At 69.0% G+C, this 26,574-nt stretch carries 27 protein-coding genes and 1 tRNA gene; 14 read left to right on the top strand and 14 right to left on the bottom strand.

Annotated features, from left to right (window positions below):
* Positions 1-11: 11 nt before the first annotated feature.
* Both ACWZJV_RS25230 and ACWZJV_RS25235 read right to left on the bottom strand, forming a co-directional pair.
* The gene (locus ACWZJV_RS25230; RefSeq protein WP_457179269.1) at positions 12-548 is read right to left on the bottom strand and encodes a hypothetical protein; all 537 of its coding nucleotides are present in this window, start codon (positions 546-548) and stop codon (positions 12-14) included.
* A complete protein-coding gene (locus ACWZJV_RS25235; RefSeq protein ID WP_457179270.1) occupies positions 545-2,308 on the bottom strand; it encodes a histidinol-phosphatase in 1,764 nt (587 codons plus the stop codon). Before ACWZJV_RS25235 ends, ACWZJV_RS25230 begins: the two co-directional genes overlap by 4 nt.
* A gap of 222 nt (positions 2,309-2,530) precedes the next feature.
* On the opposite strand from ACWZJV_RS25235, the gene ACWZJV_RS25240 reads away from it, so the two are divergent.
* On the top strand, positions 2,531-3,184 hold the full coding sequence (locus ACWZJV_RS25240) for a DUF3159 domain-containing protein (protein WP_008361716.1): 654 nt from the start codon (positions 2,531-2,533) through the stop codon (positions 3,182-3,184).
* On the opposite strand, the gene ACWZJV_RS25245 is transcribed toward ACWZJV_RS25240, so the two are convergent.
* Positions 3,166-4,035, bottom strand: coding sequence for a LysR family transcriptional regulator (locus tag ACWZJV_RS25245; RefSeq protein WP_457179271.1), 870 nt, complete (start codon positions 4,033-4,035; stop codon positions 3,166-3,168). The genes ACWZJV_RS25240 and ACWZJV_RS25245 overlap by 19 nt on opposite strands.
* Before the next feature lie 98 nt (positions 4,036-4,133).
* Here ACWZJV_RS25245 and ACWZJV_RS25250 point away from each other — a divergent pair, with 98 nt between their 5' ends.
* Entirely contained in the window at positions 4,134-4,487 is a 354-nt protein-coding gene (locus ACWZJV_RS25250) for a nuclear transport factor 2 family protein (protein WP_457179272.1), read from the top strand.
* An 8-nt stretch (positions 4,488-4,495) separates the two neighbouring features.
* Here the strand turns inward: ACWZJV_RS25250 and ACWZJV_RS25255 are convergent, their stop codons facing one another.
* The gene (locus tag ACWZJV_RS25255) at positions 4,496-5,305 is read right to left on the bottom strand and encodes an alpha/beta fold hydrolase (RefSeq protein ID WP_008361713.1); all 810 of its coding nucleotides are present in this window, start codon (positions 5,303-5,305) and stop codon (positions 4,496-4,498) included.
* 112 nt (positions 5,306-5,417) lie between these two features.
* Here ACWZJV_RS25255 and ACWZJV_RS25260 point away from each other — a divergent pair.
* Positions 5,418-5,489, top strand: a tRNA-Val gene (locus tag ACWZJV_RS25260).
* A 507-nt stretch (positions 5,490-5,996) separates the two neighbouring features.
* Here the strand turns inward: ACWZJV_RS25260 and ACWZJV_RS25265 are convergent.
* Complete coding sequence (locus ACWZJV_RS25265; RefSeq protein ID WP_196874595.1) at positions 5,997-6,713, bottom strand: TetR/AcrR family transcriptional regulator; 717 nt, start codon at positions 6,711-6,713, stop codon at positions 5,997-5,999.
* A 26-nt stretch (positions 6,714-6,739) separates the two neighbouring features.
* On the opposite strand from ACWZJV_RS25265, the gene ACWZJV_RS25270 reads away from it, so the two are divergent.
* Genes ACWZJV_RS25270 through ACWZJV_RS25285 form a run of 4 tightly spaced genes read left to right on the top strand, consistent with a single transcriptional unit; the run spans position 6,740 to position 11,627 of the window.
* Positions 6,740-7,639, top strand: coding sequence for an alpha/beta fold hydrolase (locus tag ACWZJV_RS25270; RefSeq protein WP_457179273.1), 900 nt, complete (start codon positions 6,740-6,742; stop codon positions 7,637-7,639).
* On the top strand, positions 7,636-8,526 hold the full coding sequence (locus tag ACWZJV_RS25275; RefSeq protein WP_457179274.1) for an alpha/beta fold hydrolase: 891 nt from the start codon (positions 7,636-7,638) through the stop codon (positions 8,524-8,526). The genes ACWZJV_RS25270 and ACWZJV_RS25275 overlap by 4 nt, the downstream gene beginning before the upstream one ends.
* Complete coding sequence (locus ACWZJV_RS25280; RefSeq protein WP_457179275.1) at positions 8,523-10,067, top strand: FAD-dependent oxidoreductase; 1,545 nt, start codon at positions 8,523-8,525, stop codon at positions 10,065-10,067. The genes ACWZJV_RS25275 and ACWZJV_RS25280 overlap by 4 nt, the downstream gene beginning before the upstream one ends.
* A gap of 27 nt (positions 10,068-10,094) precedes the next feature.
* The gene (locus ACWZJV_RS25285; protein WP_457179276.1) at positions 10,095-11,627 is read left to right on the top strand and encodes an amidohydrolase family protein; all 1,533 of its coding nucleotides are present in this window, start codon (positions 10,095-10,097) and stop codon (positions 11,625-11,627) included.
* Positions 11,628-11,687: 60 nt separating this feature from the next.
* Here ACWZJV_RS25285 and mhpA read toward each other — a convergent pair whose 3' ends face one another.
* The 5 genes from mhpA to ACWZJV_RS25310 are packed head-to-tail and all read right to left on the bottom strand — an operon-like array spanning position 11,688 to position 17,566.
* Complete coding sequence (gene mhpA / locus ACWZJV_RS25290) at positions 11,688-13,229, bottom strand: bifunctional 3-(3-hydroxy-phenyl)propionate/3-hydroxycinnamic acid hydroxylase MhpA (RefSeq protein WP_457179277.1); 1,542 nt, start codon at positions 13,227-13,229, stop codon at positions 11,688-11,690.
* The gene (locus ACWZJV_RS25295) at positions 13,229-13,579 is read right to left on the bottom strand and encodes a DoxX family protein (protein WP_008361701.1); all 351 of its coding nucleotides are present in this window, start codon (positions 13,577-13,579) and stop codon (positions 13,229-13,231) included. Before ACWZJV_RS25295 ends, mhpA begins: the two co-directional genes overlap by 1 nt.
* Before the next feature lie 8 nt (positions 13,580-13,587).
* Positions 13,588-15,495, bottom strand: coding sequence for an acyl-CoA synthetase (locus ACWZJV_RS25300; RefSeq protein WP_457181987.1), 1,908 nt, complete (start codon positions 15,493-15,495; stop codon positions 13,588-13,590).
* A 5-nt stretch (positions 15,496-15,500) separates the two neighbouring features.
* The gene (locus ACWZJV_RS25305; protein ID WP_008361698.1) at positions 15,501-16,436 is read right to left on the bottom strand and encodes a fumarylacetoacetate hydrolase family protein; all 936 of its coding nucleotides are present in this window, start codon (positions 16,434-16,436) and stop codon (positions 15,501-15,503) included.
* Positions 16,433-17,566 carry a VOC family protein gene (locus ACWZJV_RS25310; protein WP_008361695.1) on the bottom strand — a complete coding sequence of 378 codons (1,134 nt, stop codon included), beginning with the start codon at positions 17,564-17,566 and terminating at the stop codon, positions 16,433-16,435. Before ACWZJV_RS25310 ends, ACWZJV_RS25305 begins: the two co-directional genes overlap by 4 nt.
* Positions 17,567-17,797: 231 nt before the next feature.
* On the opposite strand from ACWZJV_RS25310, the gene ACWZJV_RS25315 reads away from it, so the two are divergent.
* Genes ACWZJV_RS25315 through ACWZJV_RS25325 form a run of 3 tightly spaced genes read left to right on the top strand, consistent with a single transcriptional unit; the run spans position 17,798 to position 20,873 of the window.
* Complete coding sequence (locus ACWZJV_RS25315) at positions 17,798-18,406, top strand: hypothetical protein (protein ID WP_457179278.1); 609 nt, start codon at positions 17,798-17,800, stop codon at positions 18,404-18,406.
* Positions 18,407-18,418: 12 nt separating this feature from the next.
* Entirely contained in the window at positions 18,419-19,762 is a 1,344-nt protein-coding gene (locus tag ACWZJV_RS25320; RefSeq protein ID WP_196874586.1) for a Dyp-type peroxidase, read from the top strand.
* 13 nt (positions 19,763-19,775) lie between these two features.
* Positions 19,776-20,873 carry a catalase family protein gene (locus tag ACWZJV_RS25325; RefSeq protein ID WP_457179279.1) on the top strand — a complete coding sequence of 366 codons (1,098 nt, stop codon included), beginning with the start codon at positions 19,776-19,778 and terminating at the stop codon, positions 20,871-20,873.
* Positions 20,874-20,904: 31 nt separating this feature from the next.
* On the opposite strand, the gene ACWZJV_RS25330 is transcribed toward ACWZJV_RS25325, so the two are convergent.
* Positions 20,905-21,573 (bottom strand): TetR/AcrR family transcriptional regulator, encoded by a 669-nt coding sequence (locus ACWZJV_RS25330; RefSeq protein ID WP_196874584.1) that lies wholly within the window; start codon positions 21,571-21,573, stop codon positions 20,905-20,907.
* 121 nt (positions 21,574-21,694) lie between these two features.
* On the bottom strand, positions 21,695-21,889 hold the full coding sequence (locus ACWZJV_RS25335; protein ID WP_050800949.1) for a hypothetical protein: 195 nt from the start codon (positions 21,887-21,889) through the stop codon (positions 21,695-21,697).
* Between the two features lie 26 nt (positions 21,890-21,915).
* Between ACWZJV_RS25335 and ACWZJV_RS25340 the strand changes: the two genes are divergently transcribed.
* Together ACWZJV_RS25340 and ACWZJV_RS25345 are read left to right on the top strand one after the other, a co-directional pair.
* The gene (locus tag ACWZJV_RS25340; protein ID WP_457179280.1) at positions 21,916-22,464 is read left to right on the top strand and encodes a CGNR zinc finger domain-containing protein; all 549 of its coding nucleotides are present in this window, start codon (positions 21,916-21,918) and stop codon (positions 22,462-22,464) included.
* A 53-nt stretch (positions 22,465-22,517) separates the two neighbouring features.
* Positions 22,518-23,486: an ATP-binding protein gene (locus ACWZJV_RS25345; RefSeq protein ID WP_457179281.1), complete on the top strand. Its 969-nt coding sequence runs from the start codon at positions 22,518-22,520 to the stop codon at positions 23,484-23,486.
* Between the two features lie 54 nt (positions 23,487-23,540).
* On the opposite strand, the gene ACWZJV_RS25350 is transcribed toward ACWZJV_RS25345, so the two are convergent.
* Positions 23,541-23,891 (bottom strand): UBP-type zinc finger domain-containing protein, encoded by a 351-nt coding sequence (locus ACWZJV_RS25350; RefSeq protein ID WP_457179282.1) that lies wholly within the window; start codon positions 23,889-23,891, stop codon positions 23,541-23,543.
* 95 nt (positions 23,892-23,986) lie between these two features.
* Between ACWZJV_RS25350 and putP the strand changes: the two genes are divergently transcribed.
* Entirely contained in the window at positions 23,987-25,495 is a 1,509-nt protein-coding gene (gene putP, locus ACWZJV_RS25355; protein ID WP_457179283.1) for a sodium/proline symporter PutP, read from the top strand.
* 217 nt (positions 25,496-25,712) lie between these two features.
* The gene (locus ACWZJV_RS25360) at positions 25,713-25,916 is read left to right on the top strand and encodes a cold-shock protein (RefSeq protein WP_008361680.1); all 204 of its coding nucleotides are present in this window, start codon (positions 25,713-25,715) and stop codon (positions 25,914-25,916) included.
* Between the two features lie 62 nt (positions 25,917-25,978).
* Here ACWZJV_RS25360 and ACWZJV_RS25365 read toward each other — a convergent pair whose 3' ends face one another.
* Positions 25,979-26,536, bottom strand: coding sequence for a YciI family protein (locus ACWZJV_RS25365; protein WP_457179284.1), 558 nt, complete (start codon positions 26,534-26,536; stop codon positions 25,979-25,981).
* Positions 26,537-26,574 lie beyond the last annotated feature (38 nt).

The following is a 26,574-nucleotide window of genomic DNA, read 5'->3' on the forward strand; positions in this document are numbered from 1 at the left end:
CTCGGTTGGTCTCAGTGGTCGGAGCAGCAGGGGATCTGGTGGCGGGCCTCGAACGGCACCAGACCGGCGGCGGCCCGCTGGACCAGGAGCACGCAGCGCCCCTCGCGCCACACCGGCCGCGCGAACCCGGTGAGGTCGAGGGTGTCCCCCGGCTCGAGGTCGATCCCGGCCAGCCCTTCGACGGCGTCGACGACGCTGCCGGCCTCGACCGCGGCCACCGTGGTGACGGTCTCGATACTCGTCCGGCCGGGGTAGCGGGCCAGGCGGCCGGCGGTCCGGGCCTCCGCCTCGCCGATCGCGGGGGAGCCGAGGGTGACGTACGCATCGGGGAGCCGGTCGGCGAGCAGCGCGGTCAGCTCCTCGACCGCCGGGCCGCCGGGCCAGTCCAGGACGGCCACGAAGCGGGCGGTCGGCTCGCGCACGACATGGGTGCTGATGACGTACGCGTCCTCGGGCCGGCCCGCGCCGAGCACCTCGTCCAGGCGGTGGACGAGGTGCTCGGCGCCGGCGAGATCCCGGGCGTCGGCGTCGACGGCCAGGGTGGTCATCGAGTCGGGACGACCCAGACCGGGTTGGTGTAGAACCACAGGTCGACCCACGGGTCGGCGTCGCCGACGATGTCGATCGCAGGACCGGCCGGGTCGACGCTCGCACCGAGGTAGCCGGGCTGGGACCGGTTGGCGTCGGTGCCGCGGACGCGTACGTAGAACGCCTCCTCGACGCGACCGAGGTCGTAGCGCAGCTGGAAGGTGCCGGTGCGGCCCGAGGTGTCGGTCTGCTCGATCACCTTAGTGTCGGGCGCCTTCCAGGTGTCGCGGTCCGAGACGTACGTCGGGTCGACCGCGCCCCGGATCACGTCGACCCGGTTGAGTGACGGGATGAACTGCGACCAGTTCGGCACGTCCTGGGCAGCGATGGTGACGACCAGCGAGATCCGGCTGCCCTTCTTCGCCTTCAGGGTGCCGCCGAGGCTCTCCGAGCCGCCGTCGGAGGAGACGACGCGGACGTCGACCGACTTCACCAGTGCGCCGTGGTCGACCCAGACGCGGCCGTTGCGCAGGCCCTTCATGACCGCGCCGTAGCTGCGCTCGGTGGCGCCGACGTGGGTGCGGCTGTAGTAGCCCGGCCAGAAGTCACCGGCGGTGTTGTTGACCGAGCCGGCGTAGACCGGGTCGCCGTAGCGGCCGTTGGCGTTGAAGTACGCCGAGTCCGAACCGTCGGGGCGGCGCGAGGTGTCGCCCCAGTTGACGTGCGAGTCGGAGTTGGCGCTGATCGACCACGGCTTGCCCTCGGCGAGCAGCGAGTCCCACAGGCCGCCGACCGTGGAGGTGAACCAGTCGAAGCCGCCCCAGGAGCGGTAGGACTCGGCGGGGTAGCCGGGGAAGGAGTTCGGACCCGGGCCGTTGCCGTAGTAGCCACGGGCGCTGCCGGGACCGTAGCCGGCGGGCAGACCGGCTGCCTGGTGGCCGGGTGCACCCTCCCAGCCGATCGCGATCCGCGGGTCGGCGTCACGCCAGCCGCGCACCTCGTGCGGGCTGTCGATGCCGTTGCGGGCCGGGTGGTTGGCCAGGAAGAGGGCGTCCGCGACGCGGCGCTTGTCGACCTGCTTGCCGAGCCACTGGATTCCGGCGACGGCGAGCGCCTCGTTCTCCGGCGAGTTGCCGCTGGCGCCCTTGACGGACCCGTCGTAGTCGTTCTCGAACTGCTTGAGCACCGCGACCTCGTGGGCGCCCGGGGCGACGAAGACGGTGCCGTGCTCGGCGGCCGGGATGTTCCACTCCAGGCCCTGGAAGATCAGGGTGTCCTCGAGGACCTTGCGCGCGGCCACGATGTCGGGGTTGACCAGCTCGACGCCCAGCTTGGCGTGGGTCGCGCCGCCGTGGTCGGTGATGACCAGCCAGTCCAGGCCGTACGCCGCGCCGTGCTGCGCCTGGTCGATGACCCGGTACATCGCGTCCGAGCTGTGCTGGGTGTGGATGTGGTGGTCGCCGGCGAGCCAGTGCCGGATGGTGGCCCGGTTGCCGGTCCGGGCGGTGGCGGTCGCGGTCTCGGCCATCGCCGGGGTCACGCCGGTCATGCCCGCCATCCCGGCGGTCACGGCACCTGCGATGCCGGCGGCGCGGAGCAGGTTGCGCCGGGAGACCTCGGCGGGACGCAGGTCGCTGTCGGACGCGTCCGAGGAGGCGGCGAGGGTGATCTCGTCGACCTCGTGGGAGTGAGAGTGGGAGTGGCCGTGCTCGTGGCCGTGCTCGTGGGCGTGGTGGTGACCGTCTGGCCCGTGCGAGTGGGAGTGGTGCTCGTGTGACACGTTGAAACCTCCGCGTGAGATAAGCCGTCTCCGCGTGCCCGAGCAGCGGCGCTCAGAGCCAATCGGCGCCGAATGGCCGGGGTACGTCGCCCGGTTGCCCTCCCGGTGAAATTTTGCCGAGCCGTCACCCCCGCAGGCCGAGGCGTCACCTCGGCCGGGCGGGGCGTCACTTCGGCAGCCCGAGACGTCATGCCACTTGCTAGTAAGGCTACCCTTACTCGCGTGACGACGACCGACCGCCGCGACGACGACGCCGAGACCCTGGCCGACCTCCTCGGAGGAGCCCGCGGCGCCATCGACGCCACGGTGCCGCCGGTCGCCTTCGTGGCCGGCTGGCTGGTCAGCGGGGAGCTGTGGGTTGCGACGGTGGTGGCGCTCGGCCTGGCCGCGCTCGTGGCCGTCTGGCAGTGGCGCAAGGGCCGCAAGCCGCGCGCCGTGCTGCTGGGCGTGGCCGGGGTCGCGGTCGCGGCGATGATCGCGCTGCGTACGGGGCGGGCAGAGGACTTCTTCGTGGTCCAGCTCGCGGCCAACGCGGCCAGCGCCCTGGTGTGGGTGGTCAGCATCGCGTTCCGCTGGCCGCTGCTCGGCGTGGTCGTCGGCCTGGTGCTGCGCCAGCGCGGTGCCTGGCGCCGCGATCCCGTCCTGCTGCGCGGATATGCGCTGGCGAGCTGGGTCTGGGTCTGTCAGTACGTCATCCGGGTCGCGATCTTCGGCCCGCTGTGGTGGTCCGGCGACGTGGTCGCCCTGGCGATCGCCCGGGTCGCGCTCAGCTGGCCCCTGGTCGCGCTCTGCCTGCTGGTGAGCTGGTTCGTGCTGCGCCGCTCCCTGCCCGAGGACCACCCCGGGCTGCGCCACCCTCAGGTCAGCGCCGCCTGAAGCAGGCCGTGGAGCCGGCGGGTGGCGCGCTGCTGGTCGCCCTCCCGGATCACCAGCGCCAGCCCGGCGCGCACCTCTGCGTCCACGATCGGCGTCGCGACCAGATCCGTCCCGGCCGCCATCGACTCGGCCAGCACGCAGACCCCCAGCCCGCGCGCGGTGAGCCCGAGCAGCGTCTCTGGATTCGACCCTGACAGGTCGACCTTCGACTCCACCCCGGCCTGGGCGCATGACTGCTCCAGAGCCGTCCGTACGCCGGTCCCGGGTGGGATGCACAGCACCGTCTCCGCGTGGAGGTCGGCGAGCCGGGGCCGGGCGCCGGCGAGGCGATGACCGGCCGGCGTGATCACCGCGAGCCGCTCGTCGCTGACCGACTTCGTGGCCAGGCCGTCGATGACGGGTCCGGCGTGGGAGATCAGGCTCAGATCGAGCTCGCCGGCCAACGTACGTCGCTGGAGGCGGTCGGAGGTGTCCTCGACGAGCTCGACGCCGACGCCAGGGTGCTCCCGGTGGAAGGTGGCGACGGCGTCGAGGAAGCCGGGGATCGTGCAGCCGGCGATCATCCCGAGGCGTACGTGGCCCTGGATGAGGTCGCTCAGCTCGTCGGCGCTCTGCCGCACGCCCTCGATCGCCCGGATCGCCTCGCGGGCGCGGGGGAGGAGGGTCTCGCCGGCATGGGTGAGCCGTACGCTGCGAGGCCCCCGGACGAGCAGGTCGTGCCCGAGCTCGCGCTCGAGCTTGGCGAGCTGGGCGCTGATGCCCGACTGGCTGACGTGGAGCCGCTGCGCCGCGGCCGTGAACGAGCCGTGGTCGACGACGGCGACGAAGTAGCGGAGCTGTCCGATCTCCATAAGCATTGATGCTAGCAACCAGCAGAACTATCTGTTTGAGTGCTGGATCGATCCCGGTCAGGCTGGGTGGTGAAAACCGGACCGACTGAGGAGACCCGATGACCGCATCCGCTGCCGAGCTCGCCGAGGCGTACTTCACCGCCTGGCAGGAGCGCGACTTCGCCCGCCTGCGCTCGCTGCTCGCCGACGAGGTGAGCTTCGCCGGCCCGCTCGCCACCATCGAGGGCGCCGACGAGTGCGTCGCCGGCCTGGAGGGGATGGCGCAGGTGCTCGACAGGATCGAGGTGAAGGAGCGGCTCGCCGAGGGGCCGAGTGTGATCACCTGGTTCGACCTGCACACCACCGTCGCCGAGCCCGCCCCGACCGCCAACTGGATGCGCGTCGAGGACGGGCGGATCACCGAGATCCGGGTCGCCTTCGACCCGCGCGGGATCCTCGCCGCGCGCGGGTAGGCGACCTGCTAGGCGACCTGCTGGCCGCGCGGCTGCGTACGAGCGGTCTCGCGGATGACCTCGGCCACCAGGTCGGGGTCATCGTTCATCGGTACGTGGCCGCACCCCGCCAGCCAGCGGTGGTTCGCGTGCGGAAGCCGACGCGCGGCCACCTTGGCCTGGTAGGGGAGCAGGGTGAGGTCGCGCGATGCCCAGGCGATCGTGGTGGGGACGTCGGGCTCGGGTGGCCCGGGGTAGTCGTAGCGGTAGACACCGCTGAAGAACGTCTTGATCCCCTCCCGCGAGGCGACCATGTTGGCCGTGTCGGCGGCCGCGACCGCCGGGTCGATCCGCTCCGGGTGGGCGAAGAAGGGGCTCATCGTGACCGTACGCGCCACCCGAGACTGCAGCACCGTCCCCGCCACCGGCGCCAGCGGCCGCGCGACCGCCTGGATGCCGGCGAACAGGCCCCGCACGTAGAGGTAGTCGACGCGGTTCATCCAGAACCCGGCGGGGGAGAGCGCCGTCACCGTACGCGCGTGCCCCGCATCGCCCATCTCCAGCGCGAGCAGCCCACCGAGGCTGTTGCCCGCGACGTGCGGCCGCTCGACCCCGAGCTCGCTGCGCAGCGCATGGAGCTCCGCCGTCACCGCCTCCCGCACCGTACGTCCCGCCAGATCGAACGCCGGCGACTCACCGTGTCCCGGCAGATCGACGGTGATCACCTCGAACTCGTCGGCCAGCCGCTCCACCACCCCCGCCCACGCCTGCCGGCGGTGCGCGATGCCATGGATCAGGAGCAGCGGCTCCCCGCTGCCGGTCCGTTCGTACGCGAGCATCGTTGCTCCTTCGGGTTGCCCTCGGGTGTCGTGCCGATGGCTCGGAGCCTACGTCCGGCGTGTCCCCGAATGTGGGTCCGGCGAGCGGATGCGCTAATGTTTCACCCGCAACGCGTGATTGGCGCAGTGGTAGCGCACTTCGTTCACACCGAAGGGGTCACTGGTTCGAACCCAGTATCACGCACGCGAAGAACCAGCCTCCGACCAGGTGTTTTACCCGGGTCGGAGGCTGGTTTGCTTTTCGGTCCGTCGAACGATTGTCCGGTCTTGCCTGACAAACTGCCTGAACAGGTGGCCACGCGCATTTCGTCGCGGACGGACCGTGGACCCCGCTCAGATACATGACCTGGTCAGAGTTCGGACCCGGCTGATCTGGGTGAGACGGCCCATGGCTGCATGCCACCGTTCAGTGCTGCTGAGCGTTTCCAAGCGCGGGTGACGCGCACACCGGCGACGATGTCCTCGACGATGTCACCGTCGAAGTTCGTGAGCGCCGTACGCATCTGCTGGCGAACGCGCCGATTGACGGCTGCCCGGAGGAGAGGTGCCGTGAGCCGGTTGATCGGCAAGGGGATTCGGCCCGGTGGGGCGGTGGCGGCGATGCGCGCTGCTGCCGCTGGGATCTCGACCGAGCTCGAGCCGGAGCCCTCGGCGGAGCCTCGCGCGGGTTCTCGAGAGGGTTGTGAGGACCTCATGCGCTTCCTTCTCGTCGCAGTTGGGCCAGTCCGGTCACCAGAAGATTGAGGCCGAAGCTGAACTCGTCATCCAGCGGGACGGGGAAGAAGTCGGCCACGGCAGCTGAGGCGGGGCGGCTGTCGTCGCCGGGGTTCCGATAGGCCTGGGCGGGTGCCGCGTCCTCTGTGTCCTCACCGTTGAGCTGGATGGCGAAACCCAGGACGAATCGCGCGAGCGTCGCGTAGCAACGGATTGCGACTGGTGGCTGGAACCCGGCGTCCAGAAGCACCTGGAGGGCGACCTCCCGCAGTGCCAACGCATTCGGCCCGGTGGGCACCTGGGCGAGGAGTAGGGGTGCGACGTTCGGATGGCGTCGAAGGTTCTCGAACATCCACGTGGCCATGGCTCGGCACGCGTTCTCCCAGCCGAGGCTCCGGAGCTCGTCGACCTGAACAGGGACCCTGCCGAACGTGTGGTCGATCACGTGGTTGATCAGCTCGGCCCGATTGGAGAAGTGTCGATACAGGGTCGCGGTGCTCGAGTCCAGCCGTTGCGCCAGAACGCGGAGCGAGAGGGCCTCGGCACCTTCCTCGTCAACGATCTTCAGTGCTGTCGCAACGATTCGTTCCTTGGGGACAGGCGGACGGCCGCGCGAGCGGCCAGGACGAGGGGCGTCGGTGTCGCCGTCCGGACCTGAGGTCGATTCGGCAGCGGAATCAGTGCGCGCATTCATATCGGTTACATCGTATCCGATAGTTGTTGACAAGCGCCAGCATTAATGACAACACTGTATCCGTTATGAAATCCTCCCTTGTTGATCCGGACCCGGACTCTCGATTCGCCGTCGTCGGCGACCTGCGGCTGCACTTCAAGCGCTCCGGCAGCGGCCGCCCGCTTCTGCTGCTGCACGGGAGCGGCTCGTCGATCCACGGTTTCGAGCGCGTCGCGGAGCGCCTGTCCACGTCGTTCGACGTCATCACCCTCGACCTCCCTGGTTTCGGGCTCACCGGACCGCGCCCCGACCGGGACTACCGGGTGTCGACGTACGTCGACACGGTCGCTGGGTTCATGACCGAGCTGGGCCTGGAACGCTTCTCCGTCGTCGGCAACTCGCTCGGCGGCAACATCGGCTGGAACCTTGCCCTGGCCGAACCCTCTCGGGTGGAGAACCTGGTGCTCATCAACGCCACGGGCTATCCCGAGAAGTCGCTCCCGATGGGCATACGGCTGGCCCGCAACCCGATCCTCCGCCCGCTGCTGCGGCGCGGGCTTCCGAGGCGGGCGACGGAGCGGAACCTTCGCGCTCTGGTCGGTCGACCGTCGATCGTGGACGAGGCGATGGTCGACCGCGTCCACGCGATGATGAGCCTTCCCGGCAACCGGTCTGCCTTCGTCGACTTCGCGAACACGGACCAGGAGGACCGCAGCAGCCTGATTCCTGATGTCGCCGTACCGACGCTCGTGCTTCGCAGCCGGTCGATCGATGGTCAGCACTTCGGCCGGGACATCGTGGGGGCGGTCGAGCGGACCCACCCGACCGGGGGCCACTTGCTGCCCGAGGAGGACCCTGAGTGGGTTGCCGCGCGGATCCGCGAGTTTCTGGAAGGCGATCCGGATCTCCACAGAGATCGCCCGAGGCAGGACGGGGCGCGATCATGAAGTACTTCGTCGGTCAGGGTGAGGACCTTCTCCTGGACGAGCGAGCGAGGCTCGGCCTACGCGGAAGCTTCGTCGAGCTGTCCCAGGGCGTGACGCACTACGAGCTGACCGGTCCCGAGGACGGCGAGACCGTCGTCCTCACCGGAGGGTTGACCGTTCCCCTGTTCTACTGGGACGGCCTGGCCGAGCACCTGCACGGCATGGGATTGCGAACGCTCGCGTTCAGCGCCTATGGACGTGGCTACTCGCAGCGCCTGACGTGCGACTACGACGAGGCAGTCTTCGTCGGTCAGGTCGAGGAGCTCGTGGAAGCGCTCGGACTCCCACCTCACCACGTTGTCGGGACCTCGATGGGCGCGATCATCGCCATGGCGTACGTGGCGGGGCGCTCGGACATCAAGAGTCTGACTCTTGCCGGGCCGGCTGGGCTGTCCGCCGCCCCGGCGAGCCGCTGGCTCTTCAAGAGCGATCACGCTGCGGCATTCGTTGGCAGACGACTCGGACGGCGACTCCTGGAAAACCATCTGGACCACAACGTGCGAGACGACGCAAGTGCGGCGGCCTTGACTCGCATGGTGCATGACGCCTTCCGCTACCAAGGCTCGATGTACGCCTTGTTCTCGACGCTGCAGAATCTGCCCTTGCACGGCCGGGCCGAGCTCTTCGGTCGCACCGGCCACTCGGGCATTCCCACCATGCTCATCTGGGGCGACGACGACCATGTCACCCCGATCGCCAGCCTCGACGAGGCTCGCACACTCCTGCAGCCGCGACGGTGTCACGTGATCACGCAGTGCGGGCACATGACGCCACTCGAGCGACCCGACGAGGTCGCGCACCTGGTCGCGTCGTTCACCACCCATCCAACAGAACGGCTCGAGCAATGAAGACAGATGACACCGTGATCGACGTACTCATCGCTGGTGCCGGCCCGAGTGGCTCGGCGCTGGCGATCGACCTGGTGCGTCGCGGCCTCGACGTCCGGATCGTCGACAAGGCACCGCGCTCCTTTGAAGGGTCCCGCGCGAAGGGACTCCAGCCGCGAACACTCGAGGTCCTCGACGATCTCGGTGTTCTCTCGGCCGTCCTCGACCAGGGGAGCCTGTATCCCAAGCTCGGCCTCCACCTCGGGCGGGCCGTGATCCCGTGGAGCATGATGAAGAACCGCGCGGCCACCGCCGACGTGCCGTATCCCAACACGTGGCTCATTCCTCAGTTCGCCACCGACGCGGCGCTGCACGCTCGGTTCGCCGAGCTGGGCGGCAAGGTCGAGTACGGCACCGAGATCACCGGATTCACCCAGGACGACACGACGGTCACCGCGACCCTCACCACGGCCGCCGGCGTCGAACACGTCACCGCCCGCTACCTGGTCGGCACCGACGGTGGTGCGAGCACGACCCGCTCCACACTCGGCATCGACTTCATCGGGTCGACCGACGAGCAGGACCGCATCCTCATCGTCGACGCCACCACCACCGGCCTGTCGCGAGACCGGTGGCACATGTGGCCCCGGATCCGTGCAGGCTTCGTCGCGGCGTGCCCACTGCCCGACAGCGATCTCTTCCAATGGATGGTCCGGCTCGCGCCGGACGAGAACCCGCCCACCGATCTCGACGAGATCAACGCGCGGATCCGTGTCCACACCCACGCATCGGGTGTCGAGCTCCAAGACATCCGCTGGCGGTCGGTGTTCCGCCCCAACATCCGGCTCGCCAGCACCTACCGCCAGGGCCGGGTCTTCATCGCCGGGGACGCAGCGCACGTGCACACCCCCGCAGGAGCTCAAGGCCTCAACACCGGCATCCAGGACGCCTACAACCTCGGCTGGAAGCTCGGCCAGGTCCTCGCGGGAGCTGACGACGCCCTTCTCGACTCCTACGAGGCCGAGCGCCAGCCCATCGCAGCCGGAGTCCTCGGCCTGTCGACCAAGAAGTACGAGGCCATCGGCAAGCTCGATCTCACCAGCATCCGTCGTGGCAAGGACGAACAGCAGCTCGGGATCACCTATCGGGGCGGTCCGCTGGCAGCCTCCGGTGACCAGGCCACCAGCCGGCTCAGCGCCGGCGACCGCGCGCCGGATGCCAAGGTGGTCGACGCCGAGGGGCAGCCCACGAGGATGTTCGATGCCTACCGAGGCCCACACTTCACCGCTGTCGCGTACGGCGAGGGAGCAGCTCGTGCCTTGAGCGAATTCCAGTGGCCAGCGGCCGGCGCGGCCCTGAGGACGGTGGCGATCGACGCACAGTCCCCGACCGCCGATCTGATTCTGACCGATGACGACGGGAGCTTCCGCGACTCATACGGAGTCGACGAGGACACGCTGCTCCTGGTGCGCCCGGATGGCTATCTCGCCTCGATCGCCTCGGGAGACATGGTCAGCAAGTCGACGGCCGCGATCCCACTGCTGACCCCTTCCGCCACCTGAAAGCCGCAATCGATCCGAGGTCGATCCATGTCCAGACGCGTACTGATCACCAACGCCAACCTGCTGACCGTCGCCGAACCGGCTCCGCCTGGACTCAACCAGCTGTTGGTCGAGGACGGTCGGATCGCCGCGATCGGACAAGACCTCGGAGTCACCGATGCCGAGGTGGTCGACGCACGTGCAGGCATCGTCATGCCCGGCATGGTCGACACGCACCGTCACACCTGGCAGTCGCTCCTGCGAGCCACCTTGGCCGACGGGACCCTGTACGACTACATGGCGCTGGTGCGTTACGGCTACGCGCCCCACTTCACCGCGGCTGACGCGGAACTGGCCAACTACGCAGGCGCGTTGGATGCGCTGAACGCCGGCGTGACAACGGTGGTCGACAACGCTCACCTGGTCGTCACCCCGGATCATGCCGACGCGTTGCTCACGGGTCTGGAGAACGCGGGGATTCGAGCCGTCTACTGCTACGGCCTGCCCGATGTCGCGAACCCCGACGTACCCATCGAGCCTGAACGAACCTTCACCTCCCGTTGGCGCCACCAGGACGCGGAGAGGCTTCGCGCCGCGAGGCTGCCTGCTGACGCTGGTCTGATCCGGTTCGGGATCAGCGGCAGCGACTTCCTCTTCGCCCCCTTGCACTACACCGTCCCGGAGGTGGAGCTTGCCCGGCGCCTGGGCGCGCATCGGTTCTCGGTGCACGTCGCCAACGGGCCGTTCGCCCGCGGCACCCGTTATGTCACCCGACTCCTGGCCAAGGGCATGATCGACGACCGCACACTCTTGGTCCACGGGAACGTGCTGTCCCGCGCCGACCTGTCACGTATCGCGAGCGTCGGCGCCTCGATCTCGGTGACCCCGGAGAGCGAGATGCAGATGGGTATGGGAACTCCGATCTGGCCCAGGGCACGGAACGCAGGAGTGGCCTGTGGTCTGGGAGTCGACATCGTCTCGGGAGGCTCGGGGGACCTGTTCACCCAGATGCGCCTGGCCTTGGCAGCCGGGCGCATGGCCGCCAACGACAAGCTCGGCGACCACCGAATGATGCCGGAGAAGTTGCAGCTGACCACGGAGCACGCCCTGCGCGCCGCCACCATCGACGGCGCCCGCGCGGCCGGCCTGGACCGCGAGGTGGGCACATTGGAGGTCGGAAAGCGTGCCGACCTGATCCTGGTGCGCACCGCAGAGCACCACCTGTCGCCTCTCCTCGACCCGGTCAAGACCGTCGTCGTGCAAGCAGGGGCCGGCGACGTCGAGCTGGTCATGGTTGACGGCCGGATCGTCAAACGGGACGGGAAACTGGTGGGTACCGATTGGCACGGGATCGAGCTACGTCTTCAGCAGGCCGCCGATCGGATCTTCACGGCTGCGACCCAGCACAGCCTCGACCAGGCGTACACCTACGTCCGGGCAGCATTCCCGCTGGACAGAGCAACCGCGATCGGAGCTCGGGTCGCAGGAAAGGCTCTGCAGGTCCGCGGCCTGGACGACATGGTGTTCAGGGTCATGCTCGCCCAGTCCGCCAAGGGCCAACGGTCCAGAACCAGACGATGAATTGATACCCGCGCATGTGCGGCCCGCGGAGCCGGTGACGGCGCGTCGGCCGCTGCTGCCCTACGACCGCTCCCGCTCGGGGCAGAAGGTCGGCGTCGCGGCACAGACGGCGGCCACGTCGCGGCTGGCGAGCATGACCGTTCGATCCGGCCGCACCAACGCCGCGGCCACGTGGTTGTGCGTGAGCCAGGCGTGGAGCGGGGAACCGGCGGGGGCCTCGACCGCGACCGCGCCCCGGCTGGTCAGGAACGAGCGTTGGAAAGCGGTGAGGGGCTGCGCGGAGACGACAGCGAACCGGTGCCCGACGGTCTCGTCGAACCGGCGGCCGTCGGAGATGACCGCGTTCGGTGCCAGATGCCCTGCCGGCGAGCGGCGGAGCCTCGACCTCCTGACGAGTGCGGTGCGCGCCAGTGCGGGGGTCTCGCTGTCCAGGATCCTGGCCCGCATGCCTGGGATGTAGCGCAGGCGCGGGGCGAGGACGCGGCGAGCGGTGTCGCCTGCGCGGCCGCCCTGCGTCATCAGGACGCCCATGAGCTTGGCGATGCGGATCAGCGCCCGAGCATGGGGTTTGCGCTCGGCCTCGTACGTCTCCAGCACGCTCTCGGGGAGGTCTCCGGCCAGCACACCGGCGATCTTCCAGGTGAGGTTCATCGCGTCTCGGAGGCCCGCGCCCATGCCCTGGCCGATGAAGGGCGGCGTCAGGTGTGCGGCGTCGCCCAACACGAACACGTTGCCATCGCGCCACCGGTCCGCAACCTGGGCACGGAAGGTGTACTCCGCGACTCGGACGAGCTCGAGATAGGAGATGGCGGTGCCCCTGACCCAGGGCTGGATCATCGGGAGCAGCGCGTGGAGCGAGGCGAAGTCGTCGGCGGTCTCTCCCGGCAGCAGCTGGAACTCCCACCGGTACCGGGTCTCGCCGATGCGCATGTACGTCGCGGCACGGGTGGCGTCGCAGACCTGGTGCACGCCCTCCCACTGGTCGAGGTCGGCCGAGGTCGCGACGTCCACGACGAGCCAGCGCTGCTCGAAGTGCAGGTCCTCCATCCGGGCTCCGATGGCGGACCGCACGACGCTGTTCGCACCGTCACAGCCGAGGACGTACGTCGCCAGGACCGACTCGTGGGCACCGGTGATCCGGTCGGTGAAGTCGACGCGGACACGGCCGTGACCGTCCTGGGTCACATCGGTCACCTCGACGTTGCCACGTACGGTGACGCTCGGCTGGTCCTTCAGGTTCGTGCGCAACAGGTGTTCGAGAGCCGGCTGGTCGAACATGTTCGCGCGCGGGTGCCCGTGGCGTCCTTGCTCGCCTCTCCGGTCGAACTCCGCCAGAACCCGGAGATCCCGGTCGACGAGTCGCAGACCGTGCGCAGGTCGCGAGATCGCAGCGAAGTCGTCTGCCAGCCCGAGCTCGGCGAGGATCCGGTAGATCTCGTCGTCCAGATGAACAGCGCGAGGCTGGGGGTAGACCCCGTCCCAGCGGTCCAGCACGAGGCATCGGATGCCGTAGTGCCCCAGCAGTGTTGCGGCGGTGACGCCGGTCGGGCCGGCGCCGGCGATGACGATCGGGTACGTCTCGGAGGGAGCTGCTGAGTTCATCACAGGCTCCCCAGCCTGAGTGCCAGCACGACGACGACCAGGCCACCGAGCACCAGCGCCGGTGCTGCTTCCTTGACGCCGTCCCCGCCACGGAGATGGACGAAGGTCGCTCCAGCGAGAAGGAGGAACAGCCCGAGCGCGGCCGCGACGGGGATGAACCTCGAGACCGATTCCAGGAGCAGCCCGACCGCGCCGGCGATCTCGAGGACACCGATGCCGCGGTAGGCGGCGACGCTGAATCCGACGTGGGCGGCTCGCTGAGCCATGGCGGGCAGACCGAGCAGCTTGGCCGCGCCCAGCGCTGTGAAGACAGCGGCCAGGGCGACCGTGAGGATGAAGAGTATGGTCATCGAGGTTCCTACGGTCGGGTGCGCACGAGGGGATCGGGGACGGTCGCGGCGAGGCGCCAGGCGATGGGATAGAGCCCGAGGGCGTCCTTGACGAGTGCCTCCTCGAGTCCGGTCGTGGTCTCGATCTCGGCGACCACGCCGCCGTCCTCGACCAGCCCGCGGACCTCGGCGACGCCGTCGATGCCGGCGAGGGCGGCCTCGACCGCGTCGCGGGTCGCCTCGGCTCGGAGAGCGGGTTTGTAGGGCTTGCCGACGTCGGTGACGGGCATGGCCTCGAGGACGGTGACGGACTTGGGTGCGGCGGCCTGCTCGGTCACGTTGTCGCGCGCCCAATCGCGTAGCTCGGCAGGGGTCGCCGTGGCACCAGGTGCCAACGTGACGAAGGCGACGGGCACCTCGCCGGCATGCAGATCTGGACGGCCGACGGCTTGTGCAGCCGTCACGTCAGGATGGGAGAGCAGGGCGTCCTCGATGACGGCGGGGTCGATGTTGTGCCCGCCACGGATGATCAGGTCCTTGGCACGACCGGCCAGGTGGACGAAGCCGTCGGCGTCGATCCAGGCCAGGTCGCCGGTGTCCAACCACCCGTCGCGGAGCTTGCCGAGGCCGTCGAGCAGGAGGCGTCCCTCGCTGCTGCGGCCGGTGACGTAGCCGGGGAAGACCGTGGGTCCTTTGATCGCCAGGATGCCGACGGTGCCGTGCGGCAGGTCGACCCACTCGCCGCTCGGGGAGATCTCGACGGTCTTGACCTGCTGGTACGGCAGTCGCTGTCCGACCGCTCCCGGGCGAGGGGCATACGGGAAGCTGCGGGCGCTGGCACAGGTGGCCTCGGTGAGTCCGTATCCCTCCACCAACGCGACTCCCGTGTGCGTCTCGAAGCTCTCGCGTACGGCCAGCGGCAGGGGAGAGGCTCCGACCAGCGCGAAGCGCAGGGAGGTGATGTCGGCGTCCACCGGGCACCCGGCCAGGAGGGCGTAGACGGTGGGCACCGAGCTCATCGCGGCGATCCGGTAACGCTCGACCAGCCGCCAGAAGCACCCGTAGAGATTCGCGTCGCGGTAGCCCTGCGGTCCGGCCCACACGACGCGCTGCCCCTTGAACAGCGGGGCCAGCGTGGTCACGACCAAGGCGTTGACGTGGAACAACGGGAGCGCGGCGAACACGGTGCTGTCCTCGTCGAGCAGGCCGTTGGCCGCGATCATCCAGGCGTCCGAGACCTCGTTGGCGTGCGTGTGGGCGGCCAGCTTCGGGGTGCCGGTGGTTCCGCCCGTGTGGAAGACGGCGGCCAGGTCGCTGCCGGTGGGTTCGACTCCTGCGAAACCGAAGTCGGGTTCCTCCTGCGCCAGCACGGACAGGTAGTCCAGACGTACGTCCCCGATCGCCGCAAGCGGCTCGGCCGGTCCATCTCCGGCGGTGGGTCGCAGCACCAGCAGGACGTCCAGCTCACCCCGGGACGCGATCTCGCGGGCTGTCTGCCACACCCCTGGGTCGAGCTCGGGGCCGGCGGCGATGAGCACCCGGGCGCCGGACCTGTTCAGGAGCTGGGTGATGTGGTCGGGCGAGAGTCCCGGGTTGATCGGGGCCGCGACGCCCGCCAGCTGCGCAGCGAGCGTCGCAGTGATGAGCTCGTCGCAGTTCGGGGACAGCAGCGCGACGGCATCGCCTCGTCCGACGCCGATACGGTGCAGCAGGTTGGCGACCTGATGCACATCCGCCAGAAGCCGTTGGAAGGTCCGCTCGGAGGGCTGCTCCCACCGTGCGGCGTCGCGAAGGACGGACACCGCCACCCGGTCGGGCCACAGAGAGGCCGCCCGGCTCAGCAGGGAGTAGGTGGATCCGGGCAGCCCGCGGTCGGCGAGAGGCACCGCCTCGATCTCGGTCAGGTCGCCGGGCGCGTCGTACGTCGGCCAGAGCATGCTGTTCACCCGTGCCTCACCTCGGTGCGCTGCCGGCCCAGGTCGAGAGCGCCGTCGTCGGTCGCGATGGCGATCTCGATGACGTCGCCCTCCTCGAGGTACTTCGGGTTCTTGCCCTGGGCCCGGAAGAACAGCCGCCACTTGGTCGCCGGCGGCAACAAGGAGCCGATGATCTCGATCGGCTTCGGGGGTGCGCTGAGCGCCGTGCCGACGGGGGTGCCGGTGAGCAGGAGATCACCGGGATCGAGGCGCTGGAAGAGGGACAGTGCCCGGAGGGCCTCGAGGGGGCTGTAGATCATGTCTGCGACGGTCATGTCCTGGCGTGGCTCGCCGTTGACCCACAGCCGCAGACGGAGGTCGGTGAACCGCTTCAGGTCGTCGGCCTCCAGCAGCAGCAGCGCCGGGCCCGTCGGGGTGAAGGTGGGGTAGGACTTGGCCTCGAAGAACTGGGTCTTGGGCAGCTGTACGTCGCGTGCGGAGACGTCGTTGGTGATCACGAGGCCGGCGACGAAGTCTGCGAGGTTGTCCTCGGTGATCGTGGTGCCGACCGGCATCGAGCGTCCGATGACGATGCCGATCTCGGCCTCGTAGTCGAGCAGACGGACGTGGGGCGGCCGTACGACCTCGTCGTAGGGGCCGCTGATCGACCCAGAGGTCTTGCGGAAGAAGGTGAGCGGGATGCTCGCCGGGTTCATGCCCGCGTCCTTGACGTGGGAGGCGTAGTTGGTCATCTGCGCCACGACGCGGCACGGCACCGTCACGGGCGAGACCAGGTCGAGGTCTTCCACCGAGGTCGTGGCCGGCTGCGACAGCGCCGCCACCACGGCGGTCCGGTCGGCCAGCAGGTCGGCGGTGGTGAGGGCGTCGGTCTCGACGCGGGTGGCGCCGTCGGTCTTCTGCACCCACCAGGCGTCGGCGGTGCGGAGTACGGAGATGGTCATGAGGAGGCAACTTTCAGGAGGCCGCGGAGGCGGGAGAGGTCGAACTCGTTGTCACCGCGCAGCGCGGTGATCATCGAACCGAGCTCGCGGAAGGTGTCGGTGCGCCGGGGAGAGACGCCCATGAAGTCGGCAGAGGCCGAGGGGCCCCACTGGGCCAGACCGGAGGCGGTCATCGGAGACCAGCCGGGCTCGAGGGTGTTGTCGAAGAGGTCACCGTCGGTGAAGTGCTCGACGAGAAACCCGTCGGGGTCGCGCCAGTAGTCGAAGATCTGGCTCCCCTCGATGTGACGGCCGATTCCCCACGACCGGAAGTAGCCCAGTGCGAGCAGGTGCTCTCCGCCCGCCGCGAGCGCATCCAGATCGGCGACCTGGTAGGCCGAGTGCACGTAGCGGTTGCGAGGCCCCAGCGTCATCGCCAGCGTGTGGTGGTCGGCGGGCTCCGACCCGCGGTCGCAGCGGATGAAGCTCATCGTCGGGCCGCGCTCCCGCTGGCCCTCGAAATACTTGAAGTCACTCACGATCAGGCCGAGGTGCTCCAGGTACCAGTCGAGCGTCTCGAGATACGTGGTGGTCTGGAGTACGACGTGGCCCAACCGCTCGACGCGTGCGGGCTCGCGCGCGGGCCGCTGGGTCCGGTTCACCCGCAGGGTCTGCCGGCCGGTGTTGAGTATCTGCACCGGCTGATCAGGCAGGGCGGGATGCTCGTACAGGTCGGCCACCACTCGCACCCGGGCGCCACTCGGGTCGACCAGGTCGACGCCCAGGCCCCCGAGGTTCTCGGGGAGCTGTGCGGCGCTCGTGCCCACTGCACCCGCGAGCCGTAGGACATCGGAGGCGTCTGCTGCCTGGAAGGCCGCGCCCAGGTACTTGGAGGGTCCCTTGCGCACGATGACGCAGGGTCCGCCGGCCTCGGTGCCGCGGAGCAGGAGCTCGTCCGCCGTGCGGGTCAGCGTGCTGAACCCGAACGCGTGGGCGAACCGCTCCGAGGCCGCGAGGTCGGGCTTCTGGAACTCCAGCCAGGCGAGGTCGCGCACCTTGATCACCGGGTCGGTCGCTCGGCCCGGGTGCTCGCCGCGCACGGCGCCCTGCTCGCTGTGGAGGTCGTTGTGCGTGCCGTGATGGCCAGCCATCATCCACTCCCTTCATCTCAACTGAGACAATCGTCACTTACGAGCATATCCTCAGTCAAGACCTCGCTGACGAAATCGGCATTCTTGAGCGAAAGCTGGTCAGTGTGCTTTCGGGGACTATTGCGAACGGCTGTTTGCCGAAACCAGCAGGACTGACAAATTCGTCAGGTTGGAGTACTGTCGTAGCGACGCTCCAGTTCCGGGGCGCCATCCATCGACCAAGGGGGAACCATGAGTGACCGCGATCTCGAGAACCGATTCCAGGGTCTGCCGACCGCCATCCGCGAGAAGATCGACGCCGTCATCGACGACGCCAAGATCGCACTGAAGCTGCGAGTGGCCGAGCTGCTCGCCGACAAGGAGGAGATGGTCGAGCACGCCGTCACCTCAGCCGGCCGCGTCGGAGCCAAGAGCGGTGAGGTGTCAGAGCTGACGGCGATCATGCCGCTGAAGCCGGGCGGCGCCGAGAAGCTGCGCAAGTTCTTCGGCCTCGTCGGGGGAAACCTGGCGGGCGCAGGCCAGGTCGGCACGCTGCACAACATGCGTTTCGTGTTCCTCGACGACGACACCAAGCTGCTCTTCGCCACCGCCTACGACGGCGAGTGGGATCCCTACATCGACGACTTCGCGACCAAGATCCCCGAGTTCATGGACTACCTGTTCGGCAACGTCGAGGGCTGGCCTGGGATCCAGTCGCCGGATGTGAAGGACTTCATCGTCCAGTACCAGCTCCCGGCGGAGGCCTGGTTCGTCGCCCATCCCACCCTCACGGTCGCCGGCGCCAACCGTCTGAAGCGCCTCGACCGCACGGTGCAGAACTTCCTCACCGAGCTGAACTGATCTCGCGCGGCCATGGACCTGTTCCGCCGCCTGACCAAACAGCCGACGCTCGAACTGGACGACATCCAGGCGGCAGTCCTGCGAGCGCGGCCCGAGCCGTACTTCGGCACCCACGCGATCCTGGAGATCACCGATGCCGCGGCCGGCAGGGAGCTCCTGCGGCGACTCGCGCCGCGGATCACCTCCGCGGCCCGCTGGGACGAGCCCGTCCCGGCCTGGACCGTCGTGGCGATCAGCTACCCGGGGCTGGAGGCACTGGGGGTCTCCGAGGAGAGCCTGGCCTCGTTCCCTGCCAACTTCCGTGCCGGCATGGCGGCCCGCGCCGAGAGGCTTCGCGACACCGGCCCCAACGCTCCGCAGAACTGGGAGTTCCCCTTCGGCACCGGCCGTGCCCATCTTGCTGTCAGCGTCTACGCCGAGAGCAAGGAGGCGTGGCAGGACGCCGTCGACGGCTACCAGCGAGAGCTGGCCCAGGTGGCAGGGGTCGACCTCTTGTCGCACCAGGACTTCGGGGCCACCGGGTTCAACGTGTTCGGCTACCGCGACGGCTTCACGCAGCCCGCGGTCGAAGGAAGCGGTGCGGAGACGATGCCGGGCGACGGGCGGCCGATCAAGCCGGGCGAGTTCGTCCTCGGCTATCCCAGCGAGACGGGCCGACCGCTGCCGATGCCGAGCCCGAGCGTCCTGGGACGCAACGGCACCTACGTGGTCTTCCGGAAGTACCACTCCCACGTCGCCGCGTTCAACCGGTTCCTGCACGACAACGCCGACACCGCCGAGGAGCGGGAGCTGCTCGCGGCGAAGCTCGTGGGCCGCTGGCGCAGCGGCGCCCCGCTCGCGCTCTCCCCGGACCGCGACGACCCGGCGCTCGGCGAAGATCCGAGACGGCAGAACCACTTCAAGTACGCCGAGGACCCTCGCGGGCTGCGTACGCCGCTGGGATCGCACATCCGGCGCATGAACCCGCGCGACTCGAAGCTCGAGATCCTCACCGACCTCAGGATCCGCCGGCTCATCCGTCGCAGCACGTCCTACGGCGACGCTGTCCCCGACAGCGAGGTACGCGACGACGGAAGCAGTCGCGGCCTGGACTTCATCGCGCTCAGCGCGCGGGCGATCGACACCGTCGAGTTCCTGCAGAGCGAATGGGTCAACTCGGGCAACTTCGCCGGCCTCGACAAGGAGAAGGACCCACTCATCTCCCACCAGGACAAGGGGGCCTACTTCACGGTGCCCGGCACACCTCCGCGCCGCGTCCAGGGCATCCAGAGCTTCAACACGCTGCTGGGCGGGGAGTACCTGTTCATGCCCAGCCTGTCCGCCATCGCCTGGCTGAGCCAGGAACCAACGGCCTGAACCGGAGATCATCATGACCGAACCCGTCGGCTATGTCCGATACCGCGACGACCTCGAACAACCCTTCCCGGACGAGGAGGAGCTGACCCGACAGGTCGTGGCAGCCATGCTCGAGGCCAACAAGCAGGTGGCCGCCAAGCATCGGCACGGCCTGCGCGATGCACATGCCAAGAGCCACGGAGTGCTTGTCGGCGAGCTGCGCGTCCACGCAGGTCTACCCGAGCACCTCGCACAGGGCCTGTTCGAGGCGCCGGCGACGTACCCGATCGTGGTGCGCCTCTCGACCGCCCCCGGCGACCTCCGTACGGATCAGGTGCCGGTTCAGCGCGGGTTCGCCATGAAGGTCCTGGGCGTGTCCGGGGATCGGGCGGTCGAGGACGGCTTCAGCACCCAGGACTTCCTCCTGGTCAACCACCCCACCCTCCCGTTCGGCACGATCGGCGAGTACGCCAAGCTGCAGAACCTCCTCGAGAGCCAGCCCCGACAGAGCGATCAACAGCTCAAGGTCCTCGGTGCGGGTGCGCGGGTCGCCGATGCCGTCCTGACCCGCCTGCGCCGGCCGATCCCGCCGGCCGTGGAGACCCTCGCAGCCCAGAACAACCACATCCTCGGCGAGACCTTCCACTCGATGGCCGCGGTGCGCTACGGCGACCACGTGGCAAAGCTGTCGGTCGCGCCGCGTTCGACCAACGTCAGGAACCTGACCGGGCAGCCCGTCGACCCCAAGCTCGGCGAATCCGCGCTGCGCGAGCTCGTCGGAGACTTCTTCACCGAGCAGGGCGCCGAGTACGACCTGCGGGCCCAGCTGTGCGTGGACGTCGAGCGGATGCCGATCGAGGACGCCTCGGTGCTCTGGCCCGAGGAGCTCTCGCCGCACGAGGTCGTGGCCACGGTGCACCTGCCGGCCCAAGACCCCTACAGCGACGCGAGGCGCCGATACGCCGACGACCTGCTCTCGTTCAACCCGTGGCACGCACTGGCCGCGCACCGGCCGCTCGGGTCTGTCATGCGGTCCCGCCGTAGCGCCTATCCACACTCGAGCACGTTCCGCCACGACTACAACGGCGTGGCCGAGCACGAGCCGGTCAGCATCGACGAGATCCCCGCCTGACCCCGAGCCTCGGCCGCCTGAGCCTCGGGGCTCAGGCGGCCGAGCCATCCAGGGGAACGGTGACGTCAGGCAGCGGTCGGGCGCAGATCTCGGCAGCCTCCTCGGTGGTCAGTCCGAAGGTACGAAGCAGCGCTTCGGTCGTCTCGTCGGTGGCCTTCGCGTCGTCGCGCTCCGGGTGATCGTGCAGCAGCTGACCCAGTGCGAGTGCGGACCCTCCTGCCAGCACGAGAGCGATCTCCGGGTCGACCATGGTGAACCGCCCCGTCTCGACCCCGCGGGCGATATCTCTCAGCGCTCGCGGAGTCAGACCCCGCTTCGAGGTGACCAGACGGGCGCCCGTGGAGATCAGCACCTTGCTGAGCTCGGGGTAGGCGCGATGGAGGCGCCCCGTGAGGCGAAAGCTCTGCGCGAAGGCCTCGGCAGCATCGTCGAGGTCTGCCGTCAGCTCGTCCATGAGGGCGCCATGGCGCTCCAGCGCATCGTCCACGGCAGCGTCGAAGAGCTCTTCCTTGCTCTCGAAGTGGTTGTAGAACGAGCCCATGCCGACGTCGGCGAGCTGGGTGATCTCCAGGATCGCGACGCTCGTGCGCCCCTGTGCGATCAGCTGCTGACCGGCGCGAACCAGGCTCGCACGAGTGCGAGCCTTGCGCCGCTCGGTGCGGGTGGATTGTTCCGCCGACGGCTTCATCGCGTCCGGCATACTCAGCACTCCCTCGCTCTACATGAACTGAAAGTTCATTGTAGCAACGTTCTGCAGTTCTGAGGCTTTCGTCATCTGGTGACTGCTGGGTGCGTGCTCTCTTCGTGCTGGAGCGATGGCATCACCTCTGCTCGCGGCTCAATGACTGCGGCGGCAGGAGCGGGTGCGGCTGGAGATCGACGCGACGTACGCCGCAGTGCGCGCAGCGCACGTAGAGAACTCGACCCTCCGACGTCTGATGGCTGGACTCGGTGAGCCAGCCGTGCTCGTGGAGGGCGTCCACGCCCCGGGACTGTTCGGTCGCGCTGTCGGTCATGGTCGCCACTTTGCTGTAATGGTCTTATGCATCTCAACCCTTACGGCGAGTACGCCGTGCTGATGGCCGGCTCGCTCGCCGACGACTGGCCCGAGGACCGCGCCGGGATCGAGGCCCGGACCCGGGAGTTCGGGATGACGATGGACTTCGGTGAGTCTCCTGACGACCACCGGCGCACTCGGGAGGTGATCGACGAGTGGCTTCGTGTGGTCGATGCGCAGGAGCCCGCGGAACGGGCGCGGTTGCTCAACGAGCTGATGGCGCAGGCGACCGCGTACCCGAGGCTGACCGACCACGACCAGGAGGGATGGCACATCCACTTCCGTGACGACACCAACGACTCGCTTCCCGATGTGCTGCGAGCGGTGATCAGCGTGGGCACGGCGCTGCACCTGACCACTCGGGGCATCCACCGCCTGAGCCGGTGCGCCGCGGGGCAGATCGAGGGGGACCCGTGCACCGCGGTGGTCGTGGACGTCACGCGCAACGGACGCCAGCGCTACTGCTCGGTCCGCTGCGCCAACCGGGCCGCGGTCCGTCGTCATCGCGCCCGACGCTCCCTGCCCGTCGACTGATCGGCCTGTCGAGTTCAGTGACGTCCGGGGGAGACGCGGGGCAGACTGGCCCCATGATCTCTGTGCCCGACAGAGGCCGTCCTGAGCTGCGGGTGCGCCTCGCCGCCGAGACCGCCAGCGTGCCCGGTGCGCGCCGGTTCGTCACCGACGGGCTCCTGGAGTGGGACCGCCCGCATCTCGTCGACGACGCGGCGCTGTGCATCACCGAGATGGCGGCGAACTCCGCCCTGCACAGCGGCAGCCCCTACATGCAGGTCCGGATGCGTGACCTCGAGCCAGGCATACGGCTCAGCGTCGAGGACGACGGCGCGCTGATCCCGCTTCCCGCCGTTGCTCCGCCGCCGATCGAGAGTCAGGGGACCACCGGGCGCGGGCTGGCGATCGTGTCGGTGCTGGCGAAGTCATGGGGGATCGAGGAGCGCGTCGACGGCCGGCGGATCTGGGCAGACCTCGCCGGCGACGGGGTCGAGCACGACGTACGACCTCCCAGGGTGGAGTACGGCGACCAGGCGATGCCGGAGCCGGTCGTCCTGCCCGCGGACTGGGTCACCGTCCGATTGCCCGCCTGCCCGGTGCGGCTCGGGCTCCAGATCGACCAGCGCCTCGACGACCTGGTCCGTGAGCTGCAGCTCATCGACTCCGACGACGGCCCGACCCCGCCGCGCGAGCTCGGCCAGCTCATCGAGCGGCTGGTGACCCGACCGGCCTTCGCGCGTCACATGGGTCGTCGGATCGCTCTGGACGCGGCCGCGGCCGGGCTCGAGTACGTCGACATCGAGATGACCCTGCCTCGCGAGATGGCTTCCCTGCTGCCCGAGCTGCTGGCCGCGGACAACCTGGCCGACGAGATCAGCGAGACCCACCAGCTGCTCACCCTGCGCTCCACGCCGGAGATGGTGTCGCTGCGTACCTGGTTCACCGAGAGCATCGTCGGCCAGGCCGAGGAGGACGCCGACCCGGTGCCGTACGAGGAATGGGCGCGGGCGCGCGGTGACTCCAGGGGAGAAGCCTCACCGAGTTGATCGGGGTGATCGACCCTTCCCGGACGTGGCCGGCGGGGATGGTGATCGCACAGCTCAGTGCAGGCGCTTCTGCCAGTCCTGCGGGACGCGATCCGCCGGCGCGGGCGGGGACTGCGCCTCGGGCCGGCTCGTCGGCTCGGCCAGCGCCGGGCCCTCGAGCGCCTGCTGGTTCTCGAAGTCCCAGTACCAGGACTCACCGGGCTCGAAGCTCTGCATGTAGCGGTGGCCCGTCTCGCGGAAGTGCTGGCTGGCGTGCTGCGCCGGAGAGCTGTCGCAGCAGCCCACGTGGCCGCACTCGGCGCACCGCCGAAGGTGGAACCACCACCCGGCCTCGCTGCCGAGGCACTCCGCACATCCGTTGCCGGACGGCCGCACGGTGACGTCGATGCCTGGTGTCCCGGTCATGGCGGTCACGCTACCCGCGTACGACGCCGATCACAGGCAAACGCGGTCTACGGGTTAGGTTCTGCGGCGGCGTTTCCCCCGAATATGGAGTTCTGATGTCAGACCTGACCTATCAAATGCTGGCGTTGGTGGCCTACATGGTCGCCATGCTCGGCATCGGCGCCTGGGCCTACCGGCGCACCTCGAACCTCGACGACTACATGCTGGGCGGGCGTGACCTCGGCCCGATGGTGAGTGCGTTGAGCGCGGGTGCCTCGGACATGTCCGGGTGGTTGCTCATGGGCCTGCCCGGCGCGATCTACGCGACCGGGTTGATCGAGGGCTGGATCGCCGTCGGCCTGACCGTCGGTGCCTGGCTCAACTGGAAGGTCGTGGCTCCGCGGCTGCGGACGTACACCGAGGTCTCGGGCGACTCCATCACCGTGCCGAGCTTCCTGGAGAACCGGCTCAAGGACAGCTCGCGGCTGCTGCGGATGGCCTCCGGCGCCGTCATCCTGGTGTTCTTCACCTTCTACGTCTCCTCCGGCATGGTCGCCGGCGGCGTCTTCTTCGAGAGCTCGTTCAACACGGACTACCACACCGGCATGCTGGTGGTGGCCGCGGTCGTGGTGGCGTACACGCTCTTCGGTGGCTTCCTCGCCGTCTCCTACACCGACTTCGTGCAGGGCGCGATCATGCTGCTCGCCCTGGTCCTGGTGCCCCTCGTCGGCGTCTTCGTGACCGGCGGGCCGGCCGAGACCCTCGACAGCATCCGCGCGGTCGACCCGTCGCGGCTGAGCATGCTGGAAGGGGCGACCGCCCTCGGCGTGATCTCGGCGGCGGCGTGGGGCCTGGGCTACTTCGGCCAGCCGCACATCATCGTCCGGTTCATGGCCCTGCGTACGGCAGGGGAGGCCGCCTCCGCGCGACGCATCGGCATCGGCTGGATGCTGCTGAGCCTCTTCGGCGCGGTCGGCACCGCGCTCGTGGGCATCGCCTACTACCAGCAGAACCCCGACGCGAAGCTCAACGACCCGGAGGCCGTGTTCATCGTCCTGGGCCAGATCCTCTTCCACCCGCTGGTCGCGGGCATCATGCTCGCCGCCGTGCTCGCCGCGATCATGAGCACGATCTCCTCCCAGCTGCTGGTGACCTCCTCGGCGCTGGTCGAGGACCTCTACAAGGCCGTCTTCAAGAACGACGCCTCGGACCGTCAGCTGGTCCTGTTCGGCCGGCTCGCCGTGCTCGGGATCGCGGTCGTGGCGGCCGTGCTGGCCTGGCCGAAGACCGGCACCGTGCTCGACCTGGTGGCCTACGCCTGGGCGGGCTTCGGTGCCTCCTTCGGCCCGATCATCCTGCTGGCGCTGTGGTGGCGGAAGCTCACCGCGTCCGGGGCGCTGGCCGGTCTGGTCGTCGGTGCCGTGACCGTCGTCGTGTGGGGCAACATCGAGGCGCTCAGCTCGCAGATGTACGAGATCGTGCCGGGCTTCGTGCTCAACACGGTCGTCGCCGTGGCGGTCAGCCTGGCCACGTACAAGGAGAACCCGGACATCGAGGCCGAGTTCGACGAGGCGATCCGGCTGCTCGACGCCGACGGTCCGCGCGAGGAGGCGGCGCGGGTCTGACCCGCCGAGCCGAAGGTCTCGGCGAAACCACCAACCGGCGCTCGATGGCGTACCGTGGGTCATGTTGAAGGGACGGCTCTGTAAGCCGTCCTGGCCGCACAAGACGTCGCGGCTTGTATCTCTTACTCCTGGTTTTCGGTTCGCTGGACATCAGCACAGATGGATGTCTTCAGCGGCTCGGGGCACAGTGCCCCGGCACCGAACAAAGGAAAAGATCATGGCTCAGGGCACCGTCAAGTGGTTCAACGCTGACAAGGGCTTCGGCTTCATCGCGCAGGACGGCGGCGGCGAGGACGTGTTCGTCCACTTCTCCGCCATCCAGTCCAACGGCTACAAGTCGCTCGACGAGAACCAGAAGGTCGAGTTCGACGTCACGCAGGGCCCCAAGGGCCCGCAGGCCGAGAACGTCCGCGTCTCCTGATTCACCACGAAGGGCCCCGACCGCTGCTGCGGTCGGGGCCCTTCGTGCATACGGGACGCTTCCTACGCGGGTCGTCCGCCGAACGTCCATCGATGCACCTCGATCGCGACGTAGTGGTCGGGGGAGAGGACGTCCCGCGCGGCGCTCTCCGAGGCCGCCTCCAGCAGTACGGCCGCGCCTACCGTCGCGACTCCGTCGTCGGACAACAGCGGCCCGGCAGCGATCAGCGTGTCCCCGTGCGGCAGGTCGATGCGGTCCGGCGTCGGTTCCGTGAACCCCAGGACGAGGTAGCGGTTCGCGTCGGGTCGGCCGTCGAAGTCCCACATCGTCCGTCCGAGCGAGTTGTGCCAGCGCCGCAGCATCACGTCGCGGTAGGCACCCGTCTGATAGCCCGGCTCCTCGAACGCGAACGCCCGGGCGGCTGCCGCATCCGGGAGGTCCAGGATGTGCACGCTGCCGGTGAGGGTGTCGTCGTCCGCGAAGGTCGGACCGCGAGCGATCATCGTCTCCGCGAAGGTGTCCATGTAGGCCCAGTGCTCCTCCACCATCCGGGTTCGCAGCGGCGTCGATCCCGGGCGGTCGCGGTGGTAGCAGAAGAACTCCATGGGGCCGAGCGTCACGGGCCTCGGCCTCCCGTGCAATCGGTTTATGCCGACGG

It is taken from the genome of Nocardioides sp. WG-D5 (genome assembly GCF_054031175.1).

Bases quoted from the DNA above. Each gene is read 5' to 3' on its own strand.
- putP (WP_457179283.1), top strand. From the start codon at position 23,987: ATGTCAGACCTGACCTATCAAATGCTGGCGTTGGTGGCCTACATGGTC.
- ACWZJV_RS25360 (WP_008361680.1), top strand. From the start codon at position 25,713: ATGGCTCAGGGCACCGTCAAGTGGTTCAACGCTGACAAGGGCTTCGGC.
- ACWZJV_RS25295 (WP_008361701.1), bottom strand. From the start codon at position 13,579: ATGACCATACTCTTCATCCTCACGGTCGCCCTGGCCGCTGTCTTCACA.
- mhpA (WP_457179277.1), bottom strand. From the start codon at position 13,229: ATGAACTCAGCAGCTCCCTCCGAGACGTACCCGATCGTCATCGCCGGC.
- ACWZJV_RS25275 (WP_457179274.1), top strand. From the start codon at position 7,636: ATGAAGTACTTCGTCGGTCAGGGTGAGGACCTTCTCCTGGACGAGCGA.
- ACWZJV_RS25345 (WP_457179281.1), top strand. From the start codon at position 22,518: ATGATCTCTGTGCCCGACAGAGGCCGTCCTGAGCTGCGGGTGCGCCTC.
- ACWZJV_RS25285 (WP_457179276.1), top strand. From the start codon at position 10,095: ATGTCCAGACGCGTACTGATCACCAACGCCAACCTGCTGACCGTCGCC.
- ACWZJV_RS25340 (WP_457179280.1), top strand. From the start codon at position 21,916: ATGCATCTCAACCCTTACGGCGAGTACGCCGTGCTGATGGCCGGCTCG.
- ACWZJV_RS25255 (WP_008361713.1), bottom strand. From the start codon at position 5,305: ATGCTCGCGTACGAACGGACCGGCAGCGGGGAGCCGCTGCTCCTGATC.
- ACWZJV_RS25330 (WP_196874584.1), bottom strand. From the start codon at position 21,573: ATGCCGGACGCGATGAAGCCGTCGGCGGAACAATCCACCCGCACCGAG.
- ACWZJV_RS25230 (WP_457179269.1), bottom strand. From the start codon at position 548: ATGACCACCCTGGCCGTCGACGCCGACGCCCGGGATCTCGCCGGCGCC.
- ACWZJV_RS25350 (WP_457179282.1), bottom strand. From the start codon at position 23,891: ATGACCGGGACACCAGGCATCGACGTCACCGTGCGGCCGTCCGGCAAC.
- ACWZJV_RS25265 (WP_196874595.1), bottom strand. From the start codon at position 6,713: ATGAATGCGCGCACTGATTCCGCTGCCGAATCGACCTCAGGTCCGGAC.
- ACWZJV_RS25315 (WP_457179278.1), top strand. From the start codon at position 17,798: ATGAGTGACCGCGATCTCGAGAACCGATTCCAGGGTCTGCCGACCGCC.
- ACWZJV_RS25320 (WP_196874586.1), top strand. From the start codon at position 18,419: ATGGACCTGTTCCGCCGCCTGACCAAACAGCCGACGCTCGAACTGGAC.
- ACWZJV_RS25335 (WP_050800949.1), bottom strand. From the start codon at position 21,889: ATGACCGACAGCGCGACCGAACAGTCCCGGGGCGTGGACGCCCTCCAC.
- ACWZJV_RS25305 (WP_008361698.1), bottom strand. From the start codon at position 16,436: ATGACCATCTCCGTACTCCGCACCGCCGACGCCTGGTGGGTGCAGAAG.
- ACWZJV_RS25280 (WP_457179275.1), top strand. From the start codon at position 8,523: ATGAAGACAGATGACACCGTGATCGACGTACTCATCGCTGGTGCCGGC.
- ACWZJV_RS25310 (WP_008361695.1), bottom strand. From the start codon at position 17,566: ATGGCTGGCCATCACGGCACGCACAACGACCTCCACAGCGAGCAGGGC.
- ACWZJV_RS25325 (WP_457179279.1), top strand. From the start codon at position 19,776: ATGACCGAACCCGTCGGCTATGTCCGATACCGCGACGACCTCGAACAA.
- ACWZJV_RS25245 (WP_457179271.1), bottom strand. From the start codon at position 4,035: ATGGAGATCGGACAGCTCCGCTACTTCGTCGCCGTCGTCGACCACGGC.
- ACWZJV_RS25300 (WP_457181987.1), bottom strand. From the start codon at position 15,495: ATGCTCTGGCCGACGTACGACGCGCCCGGCGACCTGACCGAGATCGAG.
- ACWZJV_RS25250 (WP_457179272.1), top strand. From the start codon at position 4,134: ATGACCGCATCCGCTGCCGAGCTCGCCGAGGCGTACTTCACCGCCTGG.